Annotated in this window: 35 protein-coding genes and 3 tRNA genes; 16 read left to right on the forward strand and 22 right to left on the reverse strand. The window is 56.1% G+C overall.

What is annotated here, in order from left to right; genetic code table 11:
* The first annotated feature begins 68 nt into the window (after positions 1-68).
* The 14 genes from C4S72_RS07275 to C4S72_RS07340 all read left to right on the forward strand — a co-directional run bounded on the left by C4S72_RS07275 (position 69) and on the right by C4S72_RS07340 (position 7,056).
* Positions 69-389, forward strand: a complete 321-nt coding sequence (locus C4S72_RS07275; protein WP_104002361.1) for a hypothetical protein — start codon at positions 69-71, stop codon at positions 387-389.
* Positions 386-1,144 carry a 3'-5' exonuclease gene (locus tag C4S72_RS07280; RefSeq protein WP_104002362.1) on the forward strand — a complete coding sequence of 253 codons (759 nt, stop codon included), beginning with the start codon at positions 386-388 and terminating at the stop codon, positions 1,142-1,144. Before C4S72_RS07275 ends, C4S72_RS07280 begins: the two co-directional genes overlap by 4 nt.
* Positions 1,141-1,350, forward strand: a complete 210-nt coding sequence (locus C4S72_RS07285) for a hypothetical protein (protein ID WP_104002363.1) — start codon at positions 1,141-1,143, stop codon at positions 1,348-1,350. The genes C4S72_RS07280 and C4S72_RS07285 overlap by 4 nt, the downstream gene beginning before the upstream one ends.
* Positions 1,351-1,360: 10 nt before the next feature.
* Positions 1,361-2,263, forward strand: coding sequence for a hypothetical protein (locus C4S72_RS07290; protein WP_104002364.1), 903 nt, complete (start codon positions 1,361-1,363; stop codon positions 2,261-2,263).
* Positions 2,260-2,547 (forward strand): hypothetical protein, encoded by a 288-nt coding sequence (locus C4S72_RS07295; RefSeq protein ID WP_104002365.1) that lies wholly within the window; start codon positions 2,260-2,262, stop codon positions 2,545-2,547. The genes C4S72_RS07290 and C4S72_RS07295 overlap by 4 nt, the downstream gene beginning before the upstream one ends.
* On the forward strand, positions 2,544-3,416 hold the full coding sequence (locus tag C4S72_RS07300; protein WP_104002366.1) for a DNA cytosine methyltransferase: 873 nt from the start codon (positions 2,544-2,546) through the stop codon (positions 3,414-3,416). The genes C4S72_RS07295 and C4S72_RS07300 overlap by 4 nt, the downstream gene beginning before the upstream one ends.
* A 10-nt stretch (positions 3,417-3,426) precedes the next feature.
* On the forward strand, positions 3,427-3,633 hold the full coding sequence (locus C4S72_RS07305) for a hypothetical protein (RefSeq protein ID WP_104002367.1): 207 nt from the start codon (positions 3,427-3,429) through the stop codon (positions 3,631-3,633).
* 1 nt (position 3,634) lies between these two features.
* Entirely contained in the window at positions 3,635-3,841 is a 207-nt protein-coding gene (locus tag C4S72_RS07310; protein ID WP_146071873.1) for a hypothetical protein, read from the forward strand.
* Between the two features lie 64 nt (positions 3,842-3,905).
* Positions 3,906-4,250 (forward strand): hypothetical protein, encoded by a 345-nt coding sequence (locus C4S72_RS07315; protein WP_104002369.1) that lies wholly within the window; start codon positions 3,906-3,908, stop codon positions 4,248-4,250.
* Complete coding sequence (locus C4S72_RS07320) at positions 4,247-4,576, forward strand: hypothetical protein (RefSeq protein WP_104002370.1); 330 nt, start codon at positions 4,247-4,249, stop codon at positions 4,574-4,576. Before C4S72_RS07315 ends, C4S72_RS07320 begins: the two co-directional genes overlap by 4 nt.
* Entirely contained in the window at positions 4,573-5,184 is a 612-nt protein-coding gene (locus C4S72_RS07325; protein WP_104002371.1) for a hypothetical protein, read from the forward strand. The genes C4S72_RS07320 and C4S72_RS07325 overlap by 4 nt, the downstream gene beginning before the upstream one ends.
* A 201-nt stretch (positions 5,185-5,385) precedes the next feature.
* On the forward strand, positions 5,386-5,625 hold the full coding sequence (locus C4S72_RS07330) for a hypothetical protein (protein ID WP_200826684.1): 240 nt from the start codon (positions 5,386-5,388) through the stop codon (positions 5,623-5,625).
* A 2-nt stretch (positions 5,626-5,627) separates the two neighbouring features.
* Positions 5,628-5,840 (forward strand): hypothetical protein, encoded by a 213-nt coding sequence (locus C4S72_RS07335; RefSeq protein ID WP_104002372.1) that lies wholly within the window; start codon positions 5,628-5,630, stop codon positions 5,838-5,840.
* A 25-nt stretch (positions 5,841-5,865) separates the two neighbouring features.
* Complete coding sequence (locus C4S72_RS07340) at positions 5,866-7,056, forward strand: tyrosine-type recombinase/integrase (protein WP_104002373.1); 1,191 nt, start codon at positions 5,866-5,868, stop codon at positions 7,054-7,056.
* Positions 7,057-7,058: 2 nt separating this feature from the next.
* Here the strand turns inward: C4S72_RS07340 and C4S72_RS07345 are convergent.
* From C4S72_RS07345 to C4S72_RS07375, 8 genes are all read right to left on the reverse strand, one after another.
* A tRNA-Ala gene (locus C4S72_RS07345) sits at positions 7,059-7,134 on the reverse strand.
* 18 nt (positions 7,135-7,152) lie between these two features.
* Positions 7,153-7,228, reverse strand: a tRNA-Glu gene (locus tag C4S72_RS07350).
* 97 nt (positions 7,229-7,325) lie between these two features.
* A tRNA-Ala gene (locus C4S72_RS07355) sits at positions 7,326-7,401 on the reverse strand.
* 186 nt (positions 7,402-7,587) lie between these two features.
* Entirely contained in the window at positions 7,588-9,075 is a 1,488-nt protein-coding gene (gene gltX / locus C4S72_RS07360; RefSeq protein ID WP_104002374.1) for a glutamate--tRNA ligase, read from the reverse strand.
* A 498-nt stretch (positions 9,076-9,573) separates the two neighbouring features.
* The gene (locus C4S72_RS07365) at positions 9,574-10,521 is read right to left on the reverse strand and encodes a TAXI family TRAP transporter solute-binding subunit (RefSeq protein WP_104002375.1); all 948 of its coding nucleotides are present in this window, start codon (positions 10,519-10,521) and stop codon (positions 9,574-9,576) included.
* A gap of 18 nt (positions 10,522-10,539) precedes the next feature.
* Complete coding sequence (locus tag C4S72_RS25750; protein ID WP_160115466.1) at positions 10,540-10,716, reverse strand: hypothetical protein; 177 nt, start codon at positions 10,714-10,716, stop codon at positions 10,540-10,542.
* A gap of 9 nt (positions 10,717-10,725) precedes the next feature.
* Complete coding sequence (locus C4S72_RS07370) at positions 10,726-11,487, reverse strand: hypothetical protein (protein WP_104002376.1); 762 nt, start codon at positions 11,485-11,487, stop codon at positions 10,726-10,728.
* 606 nt (positions 11,488-12,093) lie between these two features.
* On the reverse strand, positions 12,094-12,468 hold the full coding sequence (locus tag C4S72_RS07375) for a diacylglycerol kinase (RefSeq protein ID WP_235009068.1): 375 nt from the start codon (positions 12,466-12,468) through the stop codon (positions 12,094-12,096).
* Positions 12,469-12,700: 232 nt separating this feature from the next.
* On the opposite strand from C4S72_RS07375, the gene C4S72_RS07380 reads away from it, so the two are divergent.
* Positions 12,701-13,396 carry a class I SAM-dependent methyltransferase gene (locus tag C4S72_RS07380; protein WP_104002377.1) on the forward strand — a complete coding sequence of 232 codons (696 nt, stop codon included), beginning with the start codon at positions 12,701-12,703 and terminating at the stop codon, positions 13,394-13,396.
* Positions 13,397-13,738: 342 nt separating this feature from the next.
* Positions 13,739-13,993, forward strand: a complete 255-nt coding sequence (locus tag C4S72_RS07385; protein ID WP_104002378.1) for a hypothetical protein — start codon at positions 13,739-13,741, stop codon at positions 13,991-13,993.
* A gap of 2 nt (positions 13,994-13,995) precedes the next feature.
* Here C4S72_RS07385 and C4S72_RS07390 read toward each other — a convergent pair whose 3' ends face one another.
* The 14 genes from C4S72_RS07390 to C4S72_RS07455 form a co-directional block, all read right to left on the reverse strand.
* Positions 13,996-14,541 (reverse strand): hypothetical protein, encoded by a 546-nt coding sequence (locus C4S72_RS07390; RefSeq protein ID WP_104002379.1) that lies wholly within the window; start codon positions 14,539-14,541, stop codon positions 13,996-13,998.
* An 11-nt stretch (positions 14,542-14,552) separates the two neighbouring features.
* Positions 14,553-15,182: a LamG-like jellyroll fold domain-containing protein gene (locus C4S72_RS07395; protein WP_104002380.1), complete on the reverse strand. Its 630-nt coding sequence runs from the start codon at positions 15,180-15,182 to the stop codon at positions 14,553-14,555.
* Positions 15,182-15,871: a hypothetical protein gene (locus tag C4S72_RS07400; protein WP_104002381.1), complete on the reverse strand. Its 690-nt coding sequence runs from the start codon at positions 15,869-15,871 to the stop codon at positions 15,182-15,184. Before C4S72_RS07400 ends, C4S72_RS07395 begins: the two co-directional genes overlap by 1 nt.
* Complete coding sequence (locus C4S72_RS07405) at positions 15,861-16,835, reverse strand: hypothetical protein (RefSeq protein ID WP_104002382.1); 975 nt, start codon at positions 16,833-16,835, stop codon at positions 15,861-15,863. The genes C4S72_RS07400 and C4S72_RS07405 overlap by 11 nt, the downstream gene beginning before the upstream one ends.
* Complete coding sequence (locus tag C4S72_RS07410) at positions 16,835-18,634, reverse strand: hypothetical protein (RefSeq protein ID WP_104002383.1); 1,800 nt, start codon at positions 18,632-18,634, stop codon at positions 16,835-16,837. Before C4S72_RS07410 ends, C4S72_RS07405 begins: the two co-directional genes overlap by 1 nt.
* Positions 18,631-19,056: a hypothetical protein gene (locus C4S72_RS07415; protein WP_104002384.1), complete on the reverse strand. Its 426-nt coding sequence runs from the start codon at positions 19,054-19,056 to the stop codon at positions 18,631-18,633. Before C4S72_RS07415 ends, C4S72_RS07410 begins: the two co-directional genes overlap by 4 nt.
* Positions 19,056-19,289, reverse strand: coding sequence for a DUF6171 family protein (locus C4S72_RS07420; protein ID WP_104002385.1), 234 nt, complete (start codon positions 19,287-19,289; stop codon positions 19,056-19,058). Before C4S72_RS07420 ends, C4S72_RS07415 begins: the two co-directional genes overlap by 1 nt.
* Before the next feature lie 23 nt (positions 19,290-19,312).
* A complete protein-coding gene (locus tag C4S72_RS07425) occupies positions 19,313-21,277 on the reverse strand; it encodes a phage tail length tape measure family protein (RefSeq protein ID WP_104002386.1) in 1,965 nt (654 codons plus the stop codon).
* Positions 21,274-21,456 carry a hypothetical protein gene (locus C4S72_RS25620; protein ID WP_146071874.1) on the reverse strand — a complete coding sequence of 61 codons (183 nt, stop codon included), beginning with the start codon at positions 21,454-21,456 and terminating at the stop codon, positions 21,274-21,276. The genes C4S72_RS07425 and C4S72_RS25620 overlap by 4 nt, the downstream gene beginning before the upstream one ends.
* Before the next feature lie 65 nt (positions 21,457-21,521).
* A complete protein-coding gene (locus C4S72_RS07435) occupies positions 21,522-21,899 on the reverse strand; it encodes a hypothetical protein (protein ID WP_104002388.1) in 378 nt (125 codons plus the stop codon).
* 47 nt (positions 21,900-21,946) lie between these two features.
* A complete protein-coding gene (locus C4S72_RS07440; RefSeq protein ID WP_104002389.1) occupies positions 21,947-22,369 on the reverse strand; it encodes a hypothetical protein in 423 nt (140 codons plus the stop codon).
* 20 nt (positions 22,370-22,389) lie between these two features.
* Positions 22,390-22,779, reverse strand: coding sequence for a hypothetical protein (locus tag C4S72_RS07445; RefSeq protein WP_104002390.1), 390 nt, complete (start codon positions 22,777-22,779; stop codon positions 22,390-22,392).
* Between the two features lie 4 nt (positions 22,780-22,783).
* Entirely contained in the window at positions 22,784-23,362 is a 579-nt protein-coding gene (locus C4S72_RS07450; RefSeq protein ID WP_104002391.1) for a phage tail protein, read from the reverse strand.
* An 84-nt stretch (positions 23,363-23,446) separates the two neighbouring features.
* Positions 23,447-23,827 carry a hypothetical protein gene (locus tag C4S72_RS07455; protein ID WP_104002392.1) on the reverse strand — a complete coding sequence of 127 codons (381 nt, stop codon included), beginning with the start codon at positions 23,825-23,827 and terminating at the stop codon, positions 23,447-23,449.
* Positions 23,828-23,875 lie beyond the last annotated feature (48 nt).

A 23,875-nucleotide genomic window follows, 5' to 3' on the forward strand; every position in this document is an offset into this window, starting at 1 on the left:
CGTAGCGGGCAATAAGACGGCTGGCGTCATGATCGGCGCCAGCTGCACCAGCAACTCGGAGAAACGGCATGTTGAGCAAAGATTTGTGTGAACGGATATGGCACTGCCATCGGGAAATAGACGCCGGCTTGGCGCTGCTTGTTGAGGTTGAAAAAATAGCCGCTGAAAACATTAAACGGCGCCAGCAGGGGGATGCAGAGCAAGGCATCACCGACAAATTCGGACGTGACCAGCACCTTCAGCTTGGAGTCCCGACCAGCGATAACTCACATCGTCTTTATAGCGTGTCGTTCGAGTTGGCTATGCCGGTTATCCGGGCTCACATCTCCAACAAAAAGGCCGAGCTCACAGAGTTGAACGAAGTGGCCAAGCTGGAGATGTCGGTATGAGCTTCCTTAACCCAACCACCTGGCCCCTGTTTGCCAAAAAACCGAGGACCGAGGTGGCAAAGCCGTATTACCCCTACATCATGATCGATGGGGAAACCGCCGGCACCGGGCCGACCTCTGCCCTCTTCTCCATCGGCGCGGTGGCCTACAACCCAATGACCGGTGAAGTCGATATCGATAACGCCTTCTGCAGCAATATCGACCTGCAGAGCTGTATCGATGCCGGGCTCACCATCGACGGTGAAGCCATCTACTGGTGGCTCGAGCGCAGCACTGAGGCCAGGGCTGGCATATGTGAAGCGACAACCACCACCGAGATCGATGAAAACGGCACCAGGCGCCAGCACACCAAGCGTTATTCGCTGCTTGAGGTGCTGACCGACTTCAGCGACTGGATGGCTCCCTATAACGCCGAATACTGCCGCATCAACAAGCCGCGTCATGAGGGTGTCGCCAGCGCAATGGCATGGAGCAACGGCGCAGACTTTGACCTCCCGATCCTCGCGAACGCCTATCGCGCCATCGGCCACGCTAAGCCCTGGGCGGCGTTCCAGGGCCGCTGCTACCGCACTGATAAAAGCGCTGGCTGGGGCATCAAGATGGAGCGCACAGGCACTCACCACAATGCGCTTGATGACGCCATCAGTCAGGCCCAGCACCACATCGATATCGTCAATGAGCTCCGCAGCGCAAGGCGCGCCCTGGCACAACAGAGACTGCAAACGCCCGTCATCAAGGAGGTAGCCAAGTCATGAAAAGCACTCGAGACATTGCCGAGGCCGGAATGCGAGCCGCCTGCCTCTACAAACGCAGTCCGGAAGAGTTCGGATCCGCCGATATCATCGCCGCCGATCACGACCTGCTCCAGGCACACATCGCATCTGGCGACATGGATGCAGAGTCGATCGCCAGAGCGCACCGGACTCTTGCGCTGATCAAGTCCGGACAGAAACGGGTTTAAGGAGAGTCTCATGGGATATTACGTATCTACCCTATTCGTACCGTTGACGCCTGACGAGCTGGACAACTGGTTCAAGGCACACGCCATGCTGGACCTGGACCCCATCATCCCGGTACCGGAAATGGGCGATGACGACAGCCAGCCGGCCCGGTACCGCGGGCCAGCAGAGACAGTGCATGTGCCCCGTTACGTCGACCTCAGCAAGTCGTCAATGACCATTAGCCAGCAGTGCGAAGAGGCTGGAGAAACCGGTATCTGCGCCGACGGCCAGCGCTGCGGCCCGGCGTATTGCCAGTGGTGCCCGAACCGTGCCGAGTGCGCGCCAGCCCCCGTTCAAGATTTCGGCGAATCAGACAGCATTCCCGATCGCTACCGCTGCATCGACTGCAAAGATCCGCTTACAGATGGAGAGCGCCAGCAGTGCCACATCTGCGAGGCCGAGGATCTGCGCGAGCAGGAACTGAACCTTGAAGGCACTATAACGATTGAGCTTTCGGAAGAAGATCAGCATGCACTTGAGGCGCTACTTAATTATGAGGAGCCCGCTGAAGTCCCCTCAAATGACAGCGATCTTGGCTGGAACGGGCCGAAAGATGGCTTACCTCCGGTAGGAACTGTTTGCGAAGTTGATCACTGCAATGAATGGAAAGTCTGCGAGGTTATTGCCCACTTCAAGCAGCGTGTAGCAATGGTTGCAGCCTTCACTTACGAATACTCAAGCGACGGGGGAAAAGGGCTGGATTCTCTTGTCGCTGAATGTTTTCGACCGTTGCGACGTTCCGAAGAGGATAAAGCAGTTAATGAGATGTCTTTAGTCATCTTTGAGGCCGGCTTTGATTCTGGGATCGATCACATAGGTTATGCCGAAGCGCTTTATGCCGCTGGCTACCGGAAGCAGGAAGCCCGCTCATGACCAGCACCCACAAAGAGGCTCAGCGCCTCCTCGCCCTGGACGCCCTTCAGTTCTCCGAACGCATTAACCCAGAGTGGGATACAGAGCGCCAGCTGCAGCACCTGCGTGAGCAGATCGCGATGGCTACGCGGCACTTGGAGAACGAGGCCGGCGAACAGTACGTCCTCATCAAGTCAGTCACGCCGGCAATGATCGAAGCTGCCGAAGAGGCTTACATGCCGTTCGGCGACATGGAGACTGCGTTGAATGCAGCCATCGCGGCGGCGCGGGAGGTTGGCCAGTGAACGCCGTCATCAACTCCTACTTCTCAGGCGGTGGCCTGCTCGATATCGGCCTGCTTCAGGCTGGCGTTAAGATCGGCCAGTCCTACGAGATTGATGCAACCTGCTGCCGAGTCCAGGGCGAAAACCTCGGAGCTCACGTCAAACAGGCCGATATCGCAGAGAAACTGGTCGAGGGCGACAGTGCTGACGGCATGGTGTTCACCTACCCCTGCACCAAGTACAGCGCTATTGCCGATATCCACGGCACCCGCACCGGTGATGAGCTGTTCCTGCATGCATTACGTCATCTGGCGATAGCCCGGCCAGAAGTGTACGCGGTTGAGAACGTCCCAGGGATGCGCGCCTTCCCTGTGGTGATGGAAGCCATGACCCGTATGCCGGATTACTTCGTGCAGGTCTTCTGTCCCATCGAATCCAGTACCTGGTTACCCCAGCGCCGGGACCGTCTGATCATCATTGGCAGCCGCCGTCGCTTTAACTGGCGACCGCCTGAGCTCGGCAGGCAGATACGGCTGGCAGACATTCTGGAAGACGAGCCGCGAATCACGCTACCCAAGGCCATCGCTGAGCGCATGAACGGCAAGTACCGCGACAAGCCGATCATTTCAGACCCGGCAAGAGGCGATATCGCCCCTACTTGCGTCGCGCACTACGCGAAGGATAAAAGCACCCGGCTGGTCGCCGATAAGCGCTTCCCGCTCGGCGTTCGCCCCTACTCCGTTCGCGAATACGCCCGCCTTCAGGGTGTTCCGGATTGGTACGAGTTCAACTGCTCCGATACCGACGCATACCGGATGATTGGCAACGGAGTCAGCGTGCCAGTGGGCGAATGGCTTGGTCGTGAATTTAAACGCTATTTCGGGCACTGAGGAGAAAGCCATGAACTACCAACCCAGTGAAACCCAGTGTGACCGCTGCTTGCGTGATCGCGCTGACTGCATCGGGAATATCGACTTCAGCGGCATGCTGAAGACGGCGCAGATCGACAACCATAAAGGCGAAACCACCATCGTCTGGTGTGACCAGTTCGACCGCCAGCTCGACCACCTGGCAGATCGGGCGGCACCGGAGGTGAGTAATGGCTGAAATGAAGATCATTCACATGTCGTTCGCCAAGATCTACGGATTCAAGTCGATCACTTTTGAGTGGCACGACTACCTTGGGCCGACATTCCTGCGCCGAAAGGATTACGAGCTTCGACCGGTGCGCTCAATACCGCTGCGCCAGTGGGGAGAGCTTGGCCAGTGGATGCGGTTATCTGATGTACAGAGAGAGGAGTACAGGCGGATATGAGCCACCACTGGGACTGGCAGCGAGCCTGCCGACAGGCTAACGGACATAGTGAGCGGAGGCAGAAATGATACGCGACGAAGCAAGAAACAAGTTCGCTGAAGCCGGGCTGAATTATTCAGATCTCACGCGGCAGAATCTGCAGCAGCTGCGCAATCTGATTAATCAGGAAATGATCGACTCAGGCCTGATCAAGGGTTCATACCGCTGCAGGCAGCGCCCGGTATTTAGGCCTGACGCTAAGCGTGGGCTATTTGCTCAGATTCAATGCAGAGCGTTCTATTTCGATGACCGCGAGGCTGTCAGCTTCAACCATACCGGCTTTATCGGATTTGCTGGCTGGGCTGATGACTCAAACATACAGCCGGTATTGAGCGGCTTCTGTAAGTGGGTGGAGGCGATGAAATCATGAGCAACGTAACCATGCAGGTGAAGCTATCACCCACACAGGCCGGGAAGCTTCTCCAGAAGAGTATGAAACTCGAAAAGGAAGTGGCTGAACAGGCAGCCGAGCTTGAAGCATTCAAACACTTCACCGACGAGATGCTGAGCATATCCTGGCAAGGCGGTGATGCAGGTGGCGACACCATTCAGGAATTAGCAGAGAAGCACGGACTGATTAAGGCCGTCACCCGAACAGAGCGGTGCGATGACGAATACTGCGCCTGCGCGGAGATCTCCGACTTCCCTCTCACCTGCTACCGCAAAACGTATATCGATCAGGAGTCACGGTCATGAGCGAATACACCCAAGGCATCTGCCAAGACGGCGCAGCGATCCTGCGTGACGGTCAGCCGATGACCATTGAAGAGATACTGGCGGCGCTGCGTAGTGGTGACCAGCAATCCGCCGAGATTGAGCGGTTGCGTGCAGATCGCGACAGCCAGCAACGGCTGTGCATAGATGCGATGCTGGAAGTTGATGAATTGAAGCAAGAGCGCGACCAGCTGAAAGAAGAGGTCCTTCGACTCGGCAGCGTGATAGTAGATCACGACCATGAGCGTGATCGGCTGAAGGCCGCAGTCGAAGCTCTGCGTATGCAGTTGATGGTCGTTAATGACATTGCCGGCGAGGCAATAGACACAAAAAGCTACGACTGGAATGTTAGAGCAACCAACGCAGTCAACTCGACCTACAGCCTACTGAAGAAAACGCCAGAACATAGCCTCGCCGCCCACGATGCCGAAGTCGCAGAAAATGCAATCAAGGCGCTGAGAGACTGGACGAGGCCGCTCAATACAGCCGATGGGGTTCACCAGGTTCACTACTTGAATGGTGCAGCTCGCGAGAAGATCGACATGTATCTCGGCCAACTCCGCGCCAGCGCTGAGGAGGTGAAGTCGTGAAACCTCAAGTTGAGCACGCTTGGGTTGTGTGCTCCGACTGGCATCTTCACCCGACAAACATACGAAGAACTCGCAGTGAGGCGATACAGGCTTTTATGGAGTACGTCGGCGAGCCGCGCCACCGCTGGGAAAGCTTCAGAAAGAAAGGCTGGCGTTGCAGTAGAGTTCGAATTGAAGAACTGACGTTCGGGAGGTGAAGTCATGAGCAAAGACTACTACAACGGCTGCTGTGAGTTCTCCACCTTCCTTGAAGGTTTCCTGTCTTCAGCGAGACGGAACAAGGTTCCACTGGTTTGTATTAACCGCCTGCAGGCTCGCCGACATTGGCGGATGGGTATGACTGGAAACGAAGCCCTGCTTACGCAGAGGATGGAGTTAGCGCGAGAAGGCGAATACAACGCCCTGACACCGGGCGGCAAAAGGAGCGCAAAGAGGAAGTAACTATGCAGCTTCAGAAATGGTCCACAGTTAACAAGCGCTACTTCGCAAGCCGGTCAGGCCCGAGCGAAAAGGAGTGGCAGGCCATGATCCGCGACGGAATCGTGAACGGCAGAATACTGGGAACGCTGACATACATCGATATCGATCAGATCGCAGCGTTTACCGAACTGCCGAGCCAATCAACAGAGGAAGCGGTGCCAGACCTACTGGCCTGACCGCTGTATTTAGCGAGATAGAACAATGGTGCGCCCAAAAAAAGACCGCTTCTTTAACGGCATCAAGCTAGAAGACAACCTGTACCCGGATAACCGTGGCAGGGATGGACACTGGCGTTACATGCGTCCGGACGGAACTTTCCGCCACTTCAACGCGGAAACGACTGAAGCGGCCAACCAGATCGCCAGCCACAACAACGCGCGGCGTGAGAATTATACCGGACCCAAGAAGCGAGGTTCGCAGTTCGGCACCCTGGCGCACTACGTTGATGAGTTTATCGATCACCGCGAAGAGCAGTCGCCCGATCTGAAAGCCAAGGGCAGTTGGCAGAACCGGTGCTATGCCCTGCGCCAGTTCACTCGCACCATCACCAAGCCGCTGGCACGACTGACCCGTGCCGACATCGATACCTGGTGGACTACCCTATCCCACCACCAACAGAAACTGCGCCATGCCGAGTTCAGGAAATTCTTTAACTACCTGATGGGCCGACAGCTTCTGCCAAACATGGATTACAACCCGTTCACGACAGCGGACGATAAACCACGGCTATATACCCGAAGTAAGCCGAAGCGCAAAACCAAGCGTCTCACCATCGAGGGATTTTGGCGAATCTACACCGCCGCCGGAGAGCTTGGATATACAGGCCTGCAGGTCGCGATGGGTATTAGTCTTCTGACCGGCATGCGTGAAGGCGATATTGTCGATCTCCGTCTCGATAAGGACGTTGCAGACGCGCTGATGCGCCGCGTGATTGGTAAATCGGCCAACCAGAAAGGCGATTATAAAGCGGCCAGGCTGAGCTGGAACATGGGGAGTTATGATCTACTGCGCCAGCTGGTACAGCGCGCCAGGGAGCTGTCCCTGCAGAATCGCCGCTGCCCGTTTGTGGTCAGCCAGTGGCCGAAACAGCGCAGGATGGGCAAAACCAAAACCCATATGGCCCAGGTCACCACTCGCCGTCTGATCAGCATGTTTGATGAGTCACGAAAGGCTGCAGGATTCACCGGCGAGAATGAACCGACCTTTCACAGCGTCCGGTCGCTGTTTGACAAACTGGCGTCCGATGCAGGGTATGATATCAAGCTGGTTCAACACGCCATGGCGCATTCATCCGAAGAGATGACCAGGGAATACTTGGAAGGCCACGAACTACCGTTCGAGCCGGTCGATATTGTGTTTACGGAAAAACAGATAGGAGGGAATTTCGGCTGAAGTGGTGGAGCCTAGCGGGATCGAACCGCTGACCTGTTCGCTGCCAGCGAACCGCTCTCCCAGCTGAGCTAAGGCCCCACTTCAGGGTGTTGTGAGTGGCGTCCCATAGGGGGTTCGAACCCCTGTTACCGCCGTGAAAGGGCGGTGTCCTAGACCACTAGACGAATGGGACATAATCTCACAAATACCAGACGCACCGGGTTTTTGTCCCGAGTTTTTGTCCAGTTTTTGTCCGGTTAGTAAATCCTAACCGTATTGCCCTACGGAATTGGTGGAGCCTAGCGGGATCGAACCGCTGACCTCAACACTGCCAGTGTTGCGCTCTCCCAGCTGAGCTAAGGCCCCTCCGTAAGGACGAGGCGTATACTACTTAGCAGCCCCTGGAGTGTCAAGCGTTTCACAACCACTAGTTAAAGATTTTTTTCTTTTACGATCAACAGGTTAGTTTTTAAACAAAAAAGGCCGCCGTGCGTTTGCAACGGCGACCTTTTAAGTGAAAGCCCTACCCTGCCCGGGGCAGGTTAAGCGCGATTAACCGAGTTCCAGAGCGCGGTACTCTTTTTCCCAGCTCTTGGTCTGCTTCTTGGACGGGCCGCCAATGGTATCCAGCGCGAAACGCACACGGGCACGGCTCATATCCGGACCCAGAATCGCCATGGCATCGACCACCGATACGGTCTGCGCCGTACCAGAGATCGCCACAAACAGCGGGAACAGGAAGTCACGGATCTTGAAGTCCAGCGCTTCGCCCAGCGTTTTCAGGCCATTAAACAGCTGATCGCGATCCCAGTGACGCTGTTCATCCAGGTACCAGGAAGCGAACTGAAGAATGCGACGCACGTCTTCGATAGTCAGCTTCTTGTGCTCGAAGCTCGCTTCGCTCACCGGCATCATGCCCGACAGGAAGAACCCGGCCAGCGGCGCGATATCGGCGAATTTCTCTACGCGCGGCTGAATCAGCGGGATAATCTGCATCAGGTACTCGGGGTTGAGCGCCCACTGCTGCACCCGAGCCGCAAACTGCTCCGGATTCAGCTCTTCACGGATCCACAGACCGTTAAGCCAGCTGAGTTTTTCCTGATCGAAGACCGGACCACCCAGGGAGACACGCTGAATATCGAATGCTGCGAACATCTCTTCGCGGCTGAATTTCTCGCGCTCGTCCGGCATTGACCAGCCCATGCGACCGAGGTAGTTGAGCACCGCTTCAGCCATGTAGCCCATACGCTGGTAGTAAAGAATGCTGGTCGGGTTCTTACGCTTGGACAGTTTGGTCTTGTCCGGGTTACGCAGCAACGGCATGTGGCAGAGCTTCGGCATATCCCAACCGAAGTATTCATACAGCAGCTTGTGCTTGGGAGCGGAGTTGATCCACTCTTCACCGCGGATCACATGGCTGATCTTCATCAGGTGATCATCAACCACGTTGGCCAGGTGATAGGTCGGCATGCCATCGGACTTGAGCAGGATCTGCGCATCAACCTGCGCCCAGTCCAGCTCCATGGTGCCACGCAGCATGTCGTCGACTTCGCAGACACCTTCGGTGGGCACTTTCATGCGCACTACGTAAGGCTCGCCAGCCGCCATGCGGCGCTCTGCTTCTTCGGCCGGTAGTTCCAGGTCTTCCTGTTTCAGCGCGCGCTGACGCCCGGCTTCTTTATTCGCTTCGCGCAGCTCGTTCAGCTCATCGGCAGTGCGGAAGCAGAGGAACGCCTTGCCCTCTTCCACCAGGCGCATCGCAAAGTCTTTATACATATCTTTGCGTTCGCTCTGGCGATACGGGCCGTGCTCGCCGCCCACATCCGGGCCTTCATCCCATTCCAGACCGAGCCAGCGCAGTGAATCCAGAATCGCCTTTTCCGACTCCGGGGTACTGCGGGTCTGATCGGTATCCTCGATACGCAGGATGAACTGGCCACCGTGCTGACGGGCAAAAGCCAGGTTGAAGAGGGCAATGTAAGCGGTGCCAACGTGCGGATCGCCGGTGGGTGACGGCGCGATACGAGTGCGAACGGTCATAATGTCCTGATTCGGTTTGAACGTGATAAAAGCGCGATTATAGCCTTGTCGCGGACCTGTTCGCTATCGGGGCGCCTTATCCCGACAGAGATTCTCCGGCGGACACAAGCACCACTTCGGTGCACTAACGCACTCTTATGGATGAAAAGCTGGTGATTTTTTAGCTAGCTGCCAGGTCCAAGCCAACGAATAAAATGGCGAAACCGCATAATCACAGGGTTTTCATAAGTTGGCACGGCATATGCTTTATAGAATTACAGGTTGGTAAGCCAGACGCCTATGTCTCGACCAACCAGTTTTTCGCACACGAGGGGCACTGCGAATCCGCCGCATCCGATAGGATAGCGGCGTTTTTTTTTGCCTGTCTGCCAGGCGCCGCCAGCATCCGGGCGCCCCCCCCCATGCCCTTACGCGCACATAAAAACGGGCCTCCGAAGAGACCCGTTCACCAGGCAGCAGAACCAGACCCTGCTGCCCTGCCCTTACCTGCCGCCCCTATTACTGGGCCAGCGCTCCTTCATTGAGCGGAAAGTAGGACCAGTCAGACTGACCTTCAGCTTCGATATAATCGTAGACACTGGCCCAGTTCGGGTTGGTGTCCGGATCGTCCGCCAGGTCAGCGACGTTGGCGTAAATGCAGGTCGCCAGGTTGATCATTGGCTCGTTGCGGCTTTCCTTACGAAAGGATTTACCCAGCAGCAGCGCTCTAATACCCACGGTCGGGATAGAGCGCACCTTGCCGTCGATCTGATAGTTCACTGTCTGGTTGCTGTAAAACGCCGCCGTCTGTGAGATGGCGTTGTAGTCGAGGCTAGCCAGTGTCCATTTACCGGAATCCAGGTACTCGGTGACCGGCCCGTAAGGTGCTCCACCGACCAGCACAATCGGCTTGCTGGTGTCGTTTACGTTTTTGCTGGTCTCGACCACATTGAGGTTCAGACCAAAGAAGTAACCCAGCGCCTCGGCAGAAACAATGGAACCGCCCCAGGAACCCACCGACTGGTTCTTCAGCATCGACAGCTGGAACTTGGAAGGCTGTTCAGAATCGGAGCCGAACAGCATGCTCCACATATTTTTGTCACCACTTTCGGGCTCATAGCCCTTGGGCACGAGCAGGTGCACAGATTCCTCGTGCAGGCCGGTAATGACCTTGAGGCGGTTGCGGTTCACGCGCTGCGGCGAGCGCTTGGCGTTGTAGTGCAGCACATCTTCCTGAACCATGGCGATGGAGTAGTCTTTATTCGTCATACCCAGCAGGTTGGTCACCGACCCGCCGGTTTCCATGACGTTAAGATCAGCTCCAATCTCACCGGCGCAATAGTTCTTGATATCCTGTCCCATGGCGTAATAGTTGCCACTAGTACCACCGGTACCCATGTTTAGAGCATGGGCTGACACTGGGGCAACGACGGCAGCCAAGGTCACTGCGGCCAACAAAGATCTCATAAGCTATTTCCTTCCTGGTTAAAACGGACTCTCTACGTTCCTGGGTTCATAGTTGTTGCTTGCGGGCTTCGAGCCGCTGGAATGACCGAACACAAAGCTGAGAACAGACAACGCCATCACCAGTAAAAAGATGATGCCGATGACAACCCGCATTACCTGTGTTGTCTTTTCCGGTTTGTTTTTTTCGTCACTCATCGTCGTTCTTTAATCGTTATCAATTTCAAAATCGGACACGGAGTTCTCAATGCTGACCATCGCCTCCTGGAAGTCCTGTTCAATGGCCGCAAAGGCTTCCATGCCGAGCATTTCATCCAGCGTGCCGGTATTGGATTTGGCAAAAGCCATGGCATCACCGACGATGTCCGAGAACTCGGCCATCTCTTTGTATTCCTCAACCTTCTTGGTCAGCGCCTTATGGGCGGCACCGGCGCGGTCCACATTGCCGCAGACCATCTCGTAGGCGCTCTCGACACGCTCAGCCATCTGCACCTTGGTGGCATAGCTGGAAGAGTCCTGATCGGACTCGTTGAGACGGGCCTTGATCTTCTCGACATAGCCACCCATTTTGTTACGTGCCTCACGGGCCGCATCCAGGCGGTTACGCGAATCAATCACCAAGTTGGTGAGGGTTTCGATTTTGTGGGTTTTCGCCTCTTCGATCATGTTGGCGATCACACGGTTCTGCATCTTCTGCTTGATATGCTTGTCGTTCATCTTCAGATAACGAATCGCATAAAACATAAATGCCAGCCCACCGAACCCCACCAGCAGCGCGAAGGTTCCTGCGATAATCTGAAACGCCATCAGACCAACAAGACCGACCCCAACCAGGCAGAACGCCAGGAAGCCCAGGTTTCTCGCCCTGTCCGTGATCTTTACACCCTGCTCATGCTTAATCTGGGCGATACGGTCGTTACTCTGCTCGACCAGGGCGCCGATGTTTAAAACCGGATTAGTGGTAGGCAAAACATCCTCCGTGATTTTCGTTGTTAATAATTTTTCTGCTTCCGACCCACTCTTGGGCCGAACGGATAAATTCTTTTTTTTGCACGCGGTTCTTCTCCGCACACTCAGCCATAACGCTGTCGCCACCGGACTAAGCCCAGGATCGGGAATTCAGATTCTGATGGGTGGAAAACACCTTGCAGCCAACAGCCAGCGCGAGCCCCGGCAGCCGCCCACGAGGAAGAACACTAGAGCACGCTGATAGCAGGCAAAGGCGCAAGACACAGCAAAGGTGAAAGCGGGTGCGAACAGCATCGCCGACCGACCGGTCGCCGCCGTAATAAGAGAGAGGTTTGGTATCTGTGTAAGGCAGGACGCAACTTGTGAGCAGTTACGTGCAATCCACGTGTTCATGACAGCTCTTCCCTGACCCGCTGATCCGTATACGAGCGCAACAGCTCGGACACACAGCAGTAAATTCCTTCAACCCATGGTTCTAATACCAGCAAACAAAATGTATCTATTTCCTATAGATACATACGAAGCAAGCAGTACTTTACCTGCGCAAAAGCGCAAAGTACACCGCCTGCCTGGATAGTACCAACGCCCGTTTCAAGAAAGGCTTTGTCAGCTGAGGAAGTTATCCCAGATGATTCCGCCCCAGACCACAGCGACAATAAACAGCGCAAAGAACACCGCTGCCGAGCCCAGATCCTTGGCCAACCCGGCCAGCGCATGAAACTCGGTGCCGGCACGGTCCACTATCGCCTCGATCGCCGTATTCAGCAGCTCCATCACCAGAACCAGCAGCAGTGACGCGATCATCACCCCCCACTGAAATCCCGTATTCGCTACAAAAAAGGAGGCCGGCGCCATCAGGGCCACGATCCAGCTCTCATAACGAAATGCGGGCTCACTGATATAAGCCGCACGTATCCCTTTCATCGAATAGCGGGTTGCATGGTAGAAACGGGCAAATCCGGTGGCTTTTGTAACGATCACTCTACTACCTCGGCGTTCTGATAACCTGGTTATAAATTGGGTCGTATCCTGCCAGAGACAAGCTGGCAAACGAATAGTCTGACTTCAGCAGAACCGCTTATACTTCATTTTGCTTAAGAGAAGTTTAAAACCTGAGTCAAAGACGGCATTTTCGGACGACTGCGCGGCCTTCACAGCTCAGAATTTCACCCAGCGTTTTTGTATTAAATCCGGCGTCAGCCCAGGAGCCCACATGAGTGACGACCTCGAGAGCACCCGGCAGTTTCTCCAGCGCCATCACGGCGGCGATGGCCACAGAGCCGCCGAGCGCACGGTGACCAGCCATGGACGCAACCATGACGAGGATTTTTGGGCGTTCTGGGACAAATATACTCCCCGGGCTGACAACCGCCATGTGGCGGATCTGGGCTGCGGCCCGGCCCTGTTTCTAAAACAGTTGGCCGCAAAGCATCCGGGGTATACGCTCACCGGCATCGAAATTGCGCCGTACATGCTCGCCCGCATCGATGACAAGCCCCATAACCTGGATATACGCATCGCCGATCTCAACGCTCCAGGCGAAGAGGTATTCCCGCCTGCCTCTATCGACGCCTGCCTTGCCAATATGCTGGTGCATGAGCTGTTCCAGCCGGTAATACTGTTTCAACGCCTGCATCGCTGGATCAAACCCGGGGGCCTGCTGGTACTGACCGATAACGTGCGCCAGCCGCTGGAAAACTTTCTGCACCACCGGTTTCCGGACACTGACTTCAGTTCAGATGCGTTAAGTCCGCAGGATCTGAACGACAGTTTCCGCGACTATTTCGAGCACAACCGCTACACCGCCGACGAGCTTGTGCGGCTATTGGAACTCTGCGGTTTCGAACCAATCGAACAGCAACAACTGCGAGAGGGGCGGGCTCTGCGGATCGCCGCCCGAAACCGTTAAGCCCCTCTATCTATCTCACCTGCGCCTTCTTAGTGGTTCCTAATACCCTTGTGGTAGACTGGCTTTCTCCATTCGCCCGTAAACTGATACTGATTCGCCCATGCCAGAAACACCGGTCACACAGGTGCCTGACCAGCCCGCACAGCCGACAGCAATCGAAGACAAAGTAGACCGCCGACTTTCCGTTGCACCGATGATGGATTGGACAAACGATTACAAGTGATACTTAAAAACAACAACTTAAAATAAAAACAAAATAGTTTAAGCAAATTTTAAGCAAGTCGCTTATTTTTCTGTCCGTCTGATCTACCTCCCCATATTGCGCAAACAAAGCAGCTGACCATGAGCAAATGCCCACACCTGAACGAACCAAGATTCATCGCCCTGGTCGAGCGCATGGTCGAGCGGTACGAACAGAAGCGTGCTGCGGGTGAGGATCGGATCGAAATGAGACTTCAGGCAGGCGCCGGCGAGGCGTACAGCAGCTGGCCGGCGATGTATCTGGAGGAGGTTTTGACAGCGAAGGGGTATCGGGTGAATGTACGGAGCTGGACCGGGGAAGGGTTTACTTCGGTGGTGCTGGTAGAGCCTGCCTGAGGTTAGGCGGCTTCCGGATCGACTGCCGGCAGGTAGTTCGCAAACTCGATAGCGTTTAGCTGTTCGATAGCATCCGTAGCTGTCAGATCCACATCAGCCAGTGCGCGCATGGCGGACTGCTTAGCGGCAAAACGTATGCGGTATTGCGCACCCACGGCAGCCGCAACCGCTTTGCCTTCGGCCAGGGTCAGGGTGTGCGGGTCGTTGTTGATATCGAAGAGGGTTACGGTCGTGGCACCGTCGAACTCCTGCAACTGGACCTCTCCATTGATCGCCATGGCAGAATCAAAACCGCCGTTCCATGCCGATCCATCACCAAATGTCACTGACTCCCGATAACTGGCTTCTGCGTCATTGCGCACCTGTTCTTGATGAAGTTGTAAAACTTGCTCTACAGTCAGCGGTTTATTTTCTACCGTTACCTTTTCCCACGGTCCTTTCGGCCAATTTTCGGGGTGTTCACGCGGGAGTGACACTGCTCCTTTAAGATAAATATCACGCACCTGATTGAACGTACCTGTGAACTCTTCGTTTTTGTACTGATCCATTAATTTACCCCTTAATCAGCGTCTATTTCAGACTGTGTCATGGCGTAATTGCGAATGGTCACTTCATCCATCCAGCCCACGAAATAGTACGAATTATTCTGCAGCCCTCCCATTCTAGCTACGGTTGATGCTGTATCCGCAGAACTTGGAGTCCTAGTAGCGACAAGAACCTTGTCCTTGTAAAACTTTATGCTGTCAGTATCGCCGGTCCCATCCCATGTTATATCAAGCCTATAGGGAACACCTTGCGTTATAGATACGGCGTTGATTGTTAGCCCCGCCATATATATCCAGTGAGAGCCACCGAATGTTCTGATCTGGAAGCTGGCTTGGTGCCACAGAGCGCGCCAAGCTCCTGTCGAATCGTTCTGCGCATAAAGCGTTAACGTAAATGCGGATGTGTAGAACGGTGGTATATCAGCGAAGGATACATAGGCAACGGAGTTGAAATATAATGCCTGACCAACCTGTCCAGGAGTTTGTGTCACGTTCGTCATCACGCCATTATAATTCCCGCCTTCATCAAATAAGGTGGTACCGCTTATATTATCCCCTGTGTATTTTGCTATCGTGCCTTCAGGGAGGCCACCAGAACCGCCACCGTTACGCCCAGCCGTAGCCCGCGCCATGTTGTGAAACATTAACTCCAGCCCCCGCAGTCGAACCCGACGACTTCATCGCCATCGTGAGTGAATTCTAAATAGTGTGTGGCTTCTAGCGTTGGTGTGGTGTTGTTCGACCAATGCCCCAACCCGGTGTAGCCCAGCGTCCATGTGTCACCACCGATAACTTTGTAGGACACCGACTGACCAGCAGCCAGATCAGTGAGGTCGAGCGTTGTATTCGCCGTTAGCGTGAGCTTCTGTTTCCCTCCAGTCCCACGATCAAGCGTTGCTCCGGCTGCGGCGTTAATGGTTTCTGTGAACTCGGTAATAGCTCCGTCGAGCAGCGTTCCACCAGAGGTTGGCATAAACCCTGACGGGTCTGGGATACCCTCTAGTGTCTCAGCAGTAACTACAAGCTGCAGTTCGTCATCCGCCTCCCACGTCTGAGGAATACTGACGTCATTCCCCCACGGGTCAGGGTCCAACCCCGCTTCGTAGCGGCGTATGGTGAGATCGTTTCCGCTAATCGCCGTCACATCGACAAATTCTGATTTGACCATCACGCGCTGACCGTTAACTGTCTGAAACCGGCAAAGCTGCATCCTGTAAAAGTCGCCAGCTCCAAGCGAATCAGGTGCAGTACCAACAGATACAGTTGTATCGGTATCAGAAATGCCAGAGGTCAATAGCGTTGAGTAGTTATTCATTCCATACTTACGCGCCATTTATATAACCCCCTGTTGATCCAGCCGGTAGCAATTCAGTCCTGATTCCATTTTCATCATATTTACCGCCAGAATTAATACCTGTTGGGTCATATAAAATATATCCGCCATCAGCCGTAGCACACATTGTTCTTTCTTCGCCAGAGTTATTGCAGATGGTGATGCACTCGTTGCAGGCCTTTGCTGCGGCAGATGCATCTGTGTCGCAGGAGCTGGCGGTAATACAGCCATTCATCACGGTGTATTCGGTGAGGTCATCAGCCTCCCAAGCGTCACCAATTGTGGTGGGCGCTTCAGTAATCTGACAATATGGCTCTGATTCATTACCATGTAATACGCATGAATATTTTGTAACCGTTCGCGCCTGATCAACCGGAGTTCCGTTTACTAACTGGTGCACTATTATTCCTATAGAACCTTCTCCTTCAGGAATCCCGTTGGTAACGGTGTACCCGTTGTAGTAAAACGTGTTACTACCAACGGTGTGCGGGTATGCATCTGCCGCCGTAAGTTCGATGGTTTCATGCAGGGTCGCCGCCGGAACAGATGCCGCATATACGAGGCTTGCGGAGAAGTAATAACCCTGTTCCCACGTCTCATCCGCATACTCGTTTTTACACGTCTCGATCTGGGTAAAACCAGCAGGGCTGAAGTTAATCGCCGCCCCCGTCGCGCAGTCGGTCCACTCCTCTTCCGCGCACAGGCCGCCGCCCATATCCGTGGGTGCATCACCTTCGATGGACTGGCATTCCTTTTCGAAGGGGGATTCGGTGCCGTTTAAACCGTTGGAGCAGCAGCCGTCTTTATATTCCTCATCACTGGCACCGCCGATCTGCATGTACAGGCCGTCGATACCGCCGCGGTTACGGATTATGGCCAGCAGTTGGCGAACCTCGGTCATCTCCGGGGCTTTCATAGCGATCTTCTGAACAGCCCGGAAAAGCTTTTCTCTTTCAGTGCTCATCAGCGTCCATTCACCAGGGTGATGCTGTTGATTTCCAGCGGGAGGGTATACGCGCTTTCGGCGATAGCCGGCTCAAGCTCGTCGGTATAGTCCGCCGGTATCTCAGCCACGTTGATCTCAAAGGCACGCACTTCGGTATCCGCGTTGTATTCGGCGGTGCTTTCCAAAACGAGGTCCGCTTCCGGATAGCCTGGCGCCAAGGGGGCTGCCCAGTTTTCTGCCGGGGCAGCCACCAGGGTATCCATATAACTGATCGTCATGCGGATGGTGGTGCGGCGGATGCCGTTGCCGATGGCGTACTCAAAACCGGTAATCTGGCCGATGGAATCTACTATGCGGTTGTCATGTTCACAGACGTCACCCAGATCGACCGGGAAAATACTGTGGACGCTACCCCGGATATGGGTCTGCCGATGGGCGGCAACGATCTGCTTCTTGCCGATCCGGTAGGCGGCTTCAAACGCCAACGCCAGGTCTGCACGGCGGTTATCTGCCGAGGCCTGGGCGACCGCTCGGGCGGCATCGAAATCCCGCTTGCGGGTCTGCTTGAACTCCTCTTCCCAGAGGGCTTCGTCGTACTCGGTGTCGAGCGCGTAGTTGAGTTCGGTACCGTCAATGGTTTTGCCGTAGGCATCCACCGACTGCGGCGCCGTAATGGTGAATTTGTAAGACTCGGTCACCGGTTGCGCTACGCGCCGCGCGATGCTCGATTTAAAACCCTGGCACCAGGTATCAGCCACCGGCCACAGGTTGTCGAACACAAAGCCGCCATTACCGGCCTTTTCCAGCGGGTAGATTGAGTAGCTGAGGGTTTCCCAAGGCTCAAAAGACTGGGCCTTTTCGATCATCAAGTCGCGCCGAAACGCCTTATAGTCGATGATATCCCGGGGCCCAAACTGCGTGCTGAACTGGCCGGTTACCAGGTTGCGCTCTTTGTAGACATTCACCTCGCTGGAGATAGAACGCAGCAGCGAGTACCGGTAATCGATATTCACGGTGACACGGTTGATCACGCTGGACCGGGTCTGAAACTCTGTACTAGGGTCCGCATAGGCCACCTGCGCACCGGTCAGCGTCCGGTTGACGGGCTTGCCCGCCACCCCCCAGTTATAGAAGCGCCGATCACCGGCACGGTCATAACCGATAGAACCGCACACGGTTTTCATCAGCTCGTTGGCGTAATCACGCCCCTTGGCGTCTTCCACCTGGGTTACGTTGCTATACACGCCGCCTGTCAGCGCCCGCAGCTGGCCCGCATCCTCATCGCCCAGCCGCTCATCCCGCAGGTTAGAGCAGGTAAACGCGATGCCACGCCGGGTGCGGTCATGCTGCGCCGTCTCGATCCAGCCGGTAAACAGCGGGAAAACGTCAGAAGCGGGATCGTTCGGGTCCACATGGGTTTCGATACGGATCTGCTTGGCGTGAAAGGACGGGATATTGATCACCGCATCCAGCGGCCTGAAGACGAAGATAGAGGCAGTGGCGGACTGATCCTCGTTAAAAGACACGCTCACTGAGTCCAATGCGGTGTAGCTGGAGTAATCCACCCCGTTGATCCAGATGTAAGCCTGCGGCAACCGGCGCCGGGCAGCTACTGACCCAACCCGCTGTTGAAAGCGGATCAGGTCGCGCGCGGGCTCAATCTCACCAACAGACTGTTCGAACACGATCAGATCAGCAGAGGGCTCAATCTCGCGAAATTTTACGTTCTGGTTGAACTGGATCAGGTCGGCTTCTGGGCTGATGATGCCCAGTTCGCCCGCAACAGCGCCGACGCCGATCACGCCTGAACCGATCATGCCGCGTATACCCTACCTTCAGGCTTGCGAAGAGATAGCTCGACGGAAACGCCTGCAGAGGTCACTGCATTGGTAACTCGAACGTGGATGGGGATTGCACCAGTCACGCCCGATGTCGCTGATACACCAATACTGAGAGCCGCGCCGGGCACGGCGTTATCGAGACCGGCAGATGTCAGCGCAGTTTTGATCTCGGTAGTCTCATGGCCGCTGCCAGGCGTTGCGTCTTCGATAGTAAAACTATAATTACCGCCGCCAGGCATCTTGAGCAGGTATGCGCCGTTATCAGCCGGATCACGCTCGACATCCGCGAAGTAAAACACATAATCCAGCGATCCTTCGCTGTGGTCGGAGTAATGCACCGTTGATAGCGTGCCGCCGAACACCTGGGTGCAGGCCGCATCGGTGTAAAGCTTCCACATCAGTCAGTCTCCAGTGCTACGGCTGTGCTATAGGCAAACTCGATCACTTCGGTTTTACTCATCGCGACCCACTCACCCCGCGGGCACTTGGCGCCCATGATTCGTGTTTTAAGATCCATGAAGCAGCCACAATCCGGGCAACGCCGCCGGGGCGTCAGGTCGCACTCCTCGCACAGAGAAATGCGCGCACGCTGAACCAGCGCCTCTTCAGGCGTCAGCTTGATCATTCCCATAGGAGATACTCGCGGAGGTGGGTTTACGCGCCGGAGGCGGCGCGAGATAGAACATCGGCCAGATAAGACAGCTCTGCGTCGGGGCCGGACAGGGTCACCGGCCTCACGTTTTTGCCGTTGTCGACCTTCAAGGTCACCGTGCCGTGGTTGGTTCCGCCCTGGCCTTTCTGGGCGGTTTCCAGCCAGCTGCGCACCTCTTTGCCCATCGCTTCGGCGGTTTCGGCGGCCATGCTCAGGTTGATGGTTTCGCCGGCGATCTCAAGGATGGAGCCGGCGCGCTCTTCGCTGGTTTTGCCGTTGATGGTTTTGCCGCCGGCAGTGATGGAGTAGCTGCCGCCCTGCTCACGCTGTGCGGTTACCGCTTTCTGCAGGTCACCAAACTTGACGATGGCTTTGTCTTCCATCAGTTTGATCACCTCGCGCATCCCCTCCACGTCGTAGTTGTGGCGGGTGTCCTGCATGGCGCTGTCATACACGGCGCGCATCCGGTTTAGCCAGCCGTCAGAGTTCACTGCGTTGCCGCTGTTGATCTGCGCCTGCGCCGCACGGGTGGCTTCGCCGAAGTAGTAGTTGCCCTCAACCGGGCCATCGGTTTTGCGCTGCGGGGTGCGGATGCCGAAGATATCGTTGTAGAGGCTCTTGCCGGCATTACCAAAGCTGGCTTTGCCGAGCTGGCTTTCCATCGCCTTGGCGATACGTTCTTCGGCGGCTGCACGCTGTTCGGCGATTTTGGCGGCATCACGCTCCTGCGCGGCTGCTTCTGCGGCTGCTTCAGCCTTGCGCTGGGCCGCACTGGCCGCCTTTTGTTCTTCAACGCGCTGATCCTGCATGGCGCGCAACTGTTCATTCAGGCTGCCCATCAGACGCTGGTCATTCCACCAGTCGTTCTGGTCATACACGCCCGGAAGCGGTACTGAAATCAGGTCATCAAAGTTAACTGCCGCCAGACGCTTGCGGGCTTCTTCCCGCTGGCGAACCAGATCGTCAAACAGCTTCTGCTGATCCATGGTTGATGGATCAATCAGATGGGTGAAATCTTCAAGGGTACGGGTCAGGCCGGTGATGAACGCGCCGCTGGCCTGCTGGATCGGGCCGGTTTTACCCAGGGTTTCCAGCATCTCTTCCCAACGCTGGGTCAGGGTATCAACCTTGCCAGTCAATCCACCGGCGGCGGCCTCACCGGTACCGCCCAATTGGCCGGCCACCTTATCCAGGATCATTCCCTGGGCTTCCAGCACCTGGTTACCTTCAACCAGCTGCTTGACCATATCTTTTTCAGCCTGGGTAAAGGTGACGCCCGAGCGGCTCAGGGTGGTAAGCCCCCGCACCGGATCTTCCAGCGCTTTACCCAGCTGCAGCGCCGCTGACTTGGCATTGCCGCCCATGATCACCGACATATCCTGCGACAGGCTGATGGTGCGCCGGAACGTCTCGCCGCTCACTGAGCGGAACGTCAGCAGCACATCGATCGCTTCACGGATATCAGCAGTAGACGCCAAAGTGTTCAGGGCAACGCCCCGAGCCATGCTGTCCAACTGGCTGGCAGTAAACCCCGCGCTATAACCGGTGGAATTCAGCAGCGCCTGGGTTTTCGCCTGGCGCACTTCCAGTTCGGCATAAGCCTTGGATGCCGAGGTAACCGCCGCTGCCAGACCACCCGCCGCAATCCCCACACCCAGCATCAGCGGACCCGCCGCTGACAAACCTGCACTAATGGACGAAAGCCGCCCCGCGACACCACCCAGCGGCCCCTCAAGAATCGCTGCGCTATTGGCCGCACGGCTAAACGCACCGCCCAGCCGATCACCACTGTTGGCCGCACTTTTAGAGGCACGGTCATACCGCTGCGCCGCCTGGCTGGCCCGGTCATAGGCGCGGGAGGCGGTATCGCCATAGCGCCGCGATGCCGTAGCCGCCCGGTTGTGCTCGCGCGCATACTGGTCGGCCCGGGCGCGTAGTTCTACGTCCAGGTAGCTGACAGTGGTCATTTGCTTTTGCGTCCTAGGTGGCGAATTCCATCAAGCGCATATGTCTGCATCTGCTTGAGCTCTTCGGGTTTTTCCTGGGCGATGATTTCGTTGTACCGGTTAAGCCGGTACTGAGGGTCTTTCAGGCGGTTGTGGGCATGCCACCAGGTGAGCAGGTCACCGTCGATCTCGTCCAGCATCTCAAACGGGTTAACGATGCCCGCCCGCTCTGCCAGCTCGAAGGCAAGATCAAGCTCCGGGCTGGCTAGTATTTTTTTTCGGCTTCGCTGGTGGTCAGGTCAGCGCCTTCCAACTCCTGCACCTTGATGCACACAGCGTCCATCAGCGGGTATTCGTAGTTGTCCAGCAACTCCTGGGCGGTCTCGCCTTCAAAGAGCTGCGCGCCAGTCTTATCTACCGCATAAAACTGGGCCTTCAGGGCGAACAGAGCCATACCGTGGTGAACCGAATCATAATCTTCGGCTTCTCGATCAAAGCTCTTATCCAGCTCCCGCTGCCGCCGGCGATATTCAATCTGTTCGGCACCGGTCTTATGCAGCTTGAGGTAAACCTCATGCCCCGTTACCAGCGGATGTTTTTCTGGCGCGGTGCGTTTCTTTGCGCTCTCTTTGGTCAGCAACATGAAAGAGTTCCAAAAACAGAAAAGCCCGGATCACCGGGCTTTAGGGGTTAGGCTTCTACCGGCTCGCCGGAGACCTCAAAGTTGATGGTGCCTTCGTTACCACCGCCGTTCGCGCTGCCGCTCCAGGGGTGGCTCATCACGAACACATCGTAGGTGGTCACGGTGCTGTCGGTTTCGGTCACACGCAGCGTGGTTAGCGCACCGGCCGCCTTGTGGGTTTTGGTGGCCGCCTGACCAGGATCGGCCGTGTTGCGCTGCACCGTCAGCGCGATGTTGCCGGCGTCTGGCAGGCCGATGCTCTTCTCCTGGTAGGTGGAGTCGAGGACGGTTTCATCGTTAACCGGCGGCGAACCTTCGTTCACCTGGTACGACTTATGGCCCTTGATCTGAATGTATTCGCCAGGGGTGGCCGGATCTTCAATTTCCCAGACGGTACCCTGCGACGGAACGGCAATGGATGCACCAGGCATGGTGGCCTCCTATAGTTGATTTAAAAACGCACGGAATAGGTGTCCCGCAGGGCAGTCCACCCTTGATATACATCGCGCTCGTACTCCCACGCGCTGTACAGAAGTTCCGGTATCTCACCATCGCTATACGCGTCCTCAATGGCTTGCTGAGCAATAGCGGCGATCGCGTCCAGCTGATCATCCACATAGTCCGTATCCGGTAGCAGCACGTAGACATTCAGCGGGGCAATGTTCTCGTCGTAATCGATACCGTTTTCGATCTGCCCGTTATCCAGGTAGATGCACACCACCCCGTCATTTCGCTTGGGCGCTGCCTTTTTAAAGGGGTACACCTGCAGGTCAGCGTCATAGGCGGCAAGCGCAGGCGTGACAACGGCCACGATGGCATCGCGTATCTGTTTACGGTTCATGAAATCAGGCTCGGTATTTGTTGATGCGGTACTGCAGATCGGCCCGCAGGCGGGGCCCGTAGTTGCGCTTGAACTCGCTTTCCAGCGTGGATGCGGTCAACTTTTCAGCGGTGGGTTTCAGATCGATGCGGGGCACGATCACGCCACCATCAGCACCACGCATAAAGACCTGTTCACGCCCGTTGGGTGCCTTGCCGATCCAGCCTTTCGGGTAGCGATAACCGCCCCGGGCTGATACACCACTACCCACCTTGCCGCGACGGCCCTGCAGGTACTTACCCTTGTCGCGCACCGATGGCAGCTCAATGGCCGGCAGCCCCTTGTGATACACCCGCAGGTTGCCAGACAGTTCGCGGTTGTTCGCCCGGCGGATGTACAAACGCCGGTTAACACGCCGCTGCGGCAGTTTCAGCTGCTGAGCAATAGCACGGCTGACCAGGGTGCGGCCAACGGCCAGGGTGCGGTTTAACGCGCTGGCCTGCGCCTGGGGAATTTCGCGATCTTTGATAACCGACAAGCGCCCGATCAGCTGCGCCACCTGAACATCAATCGGCGGCAGGTTGGAAAGCTGGTTCGTTGCCATGCTGAACTCCGGGCACAAAAAAACCCGCACGGCATTACCGGGCGGGTTTCTCGTTTGCGCAATAGTTGCACACTAACTGAAATACTAGCTGCCAGTCTCAACGTGGGCAAGTGTTGTTTTTACCGGTATCTGGCGGACATAACCCACCCAGAATACCCGGCCCAGCACGGCCACATCGGCACCATCAGCCCACAGGGTAGGATCGCGCGGCGCCCGACCCAGCCGGTAGCCGCTCCCCTCCGGCCACAGGTAGCGCACCTGGTGCTGGCACCCCCTAAAAATTAAATACATATCACCGGGTACAGGGGTTTGATCGGCAGCATCTACCCCCACCCAAGCACCCACCGGCACCCCGGTACACCCATTGACTACCCGATGTTCGCGGGCCGATACCGGGTTTACCCCTGCCTGCACCATGTCGTCTAAAGAAAGCCGCAGCACCGGCGGGTTCCGTACTTCTTCCATGCGATCCTCCGTGACAACTGTAGTGTTGCCTAATGGTAACGAGGTAAA

Source organism: Marinobacterium lutimaris (genome assembly GCF_900108065.1).
GTDB lineage: Bacteria > Pseudomonadota > Gammaproteobacteria > Pseudomonadales > Balneatricaceae > Marinobacterium_D > Marinobacterium_D lutimaris.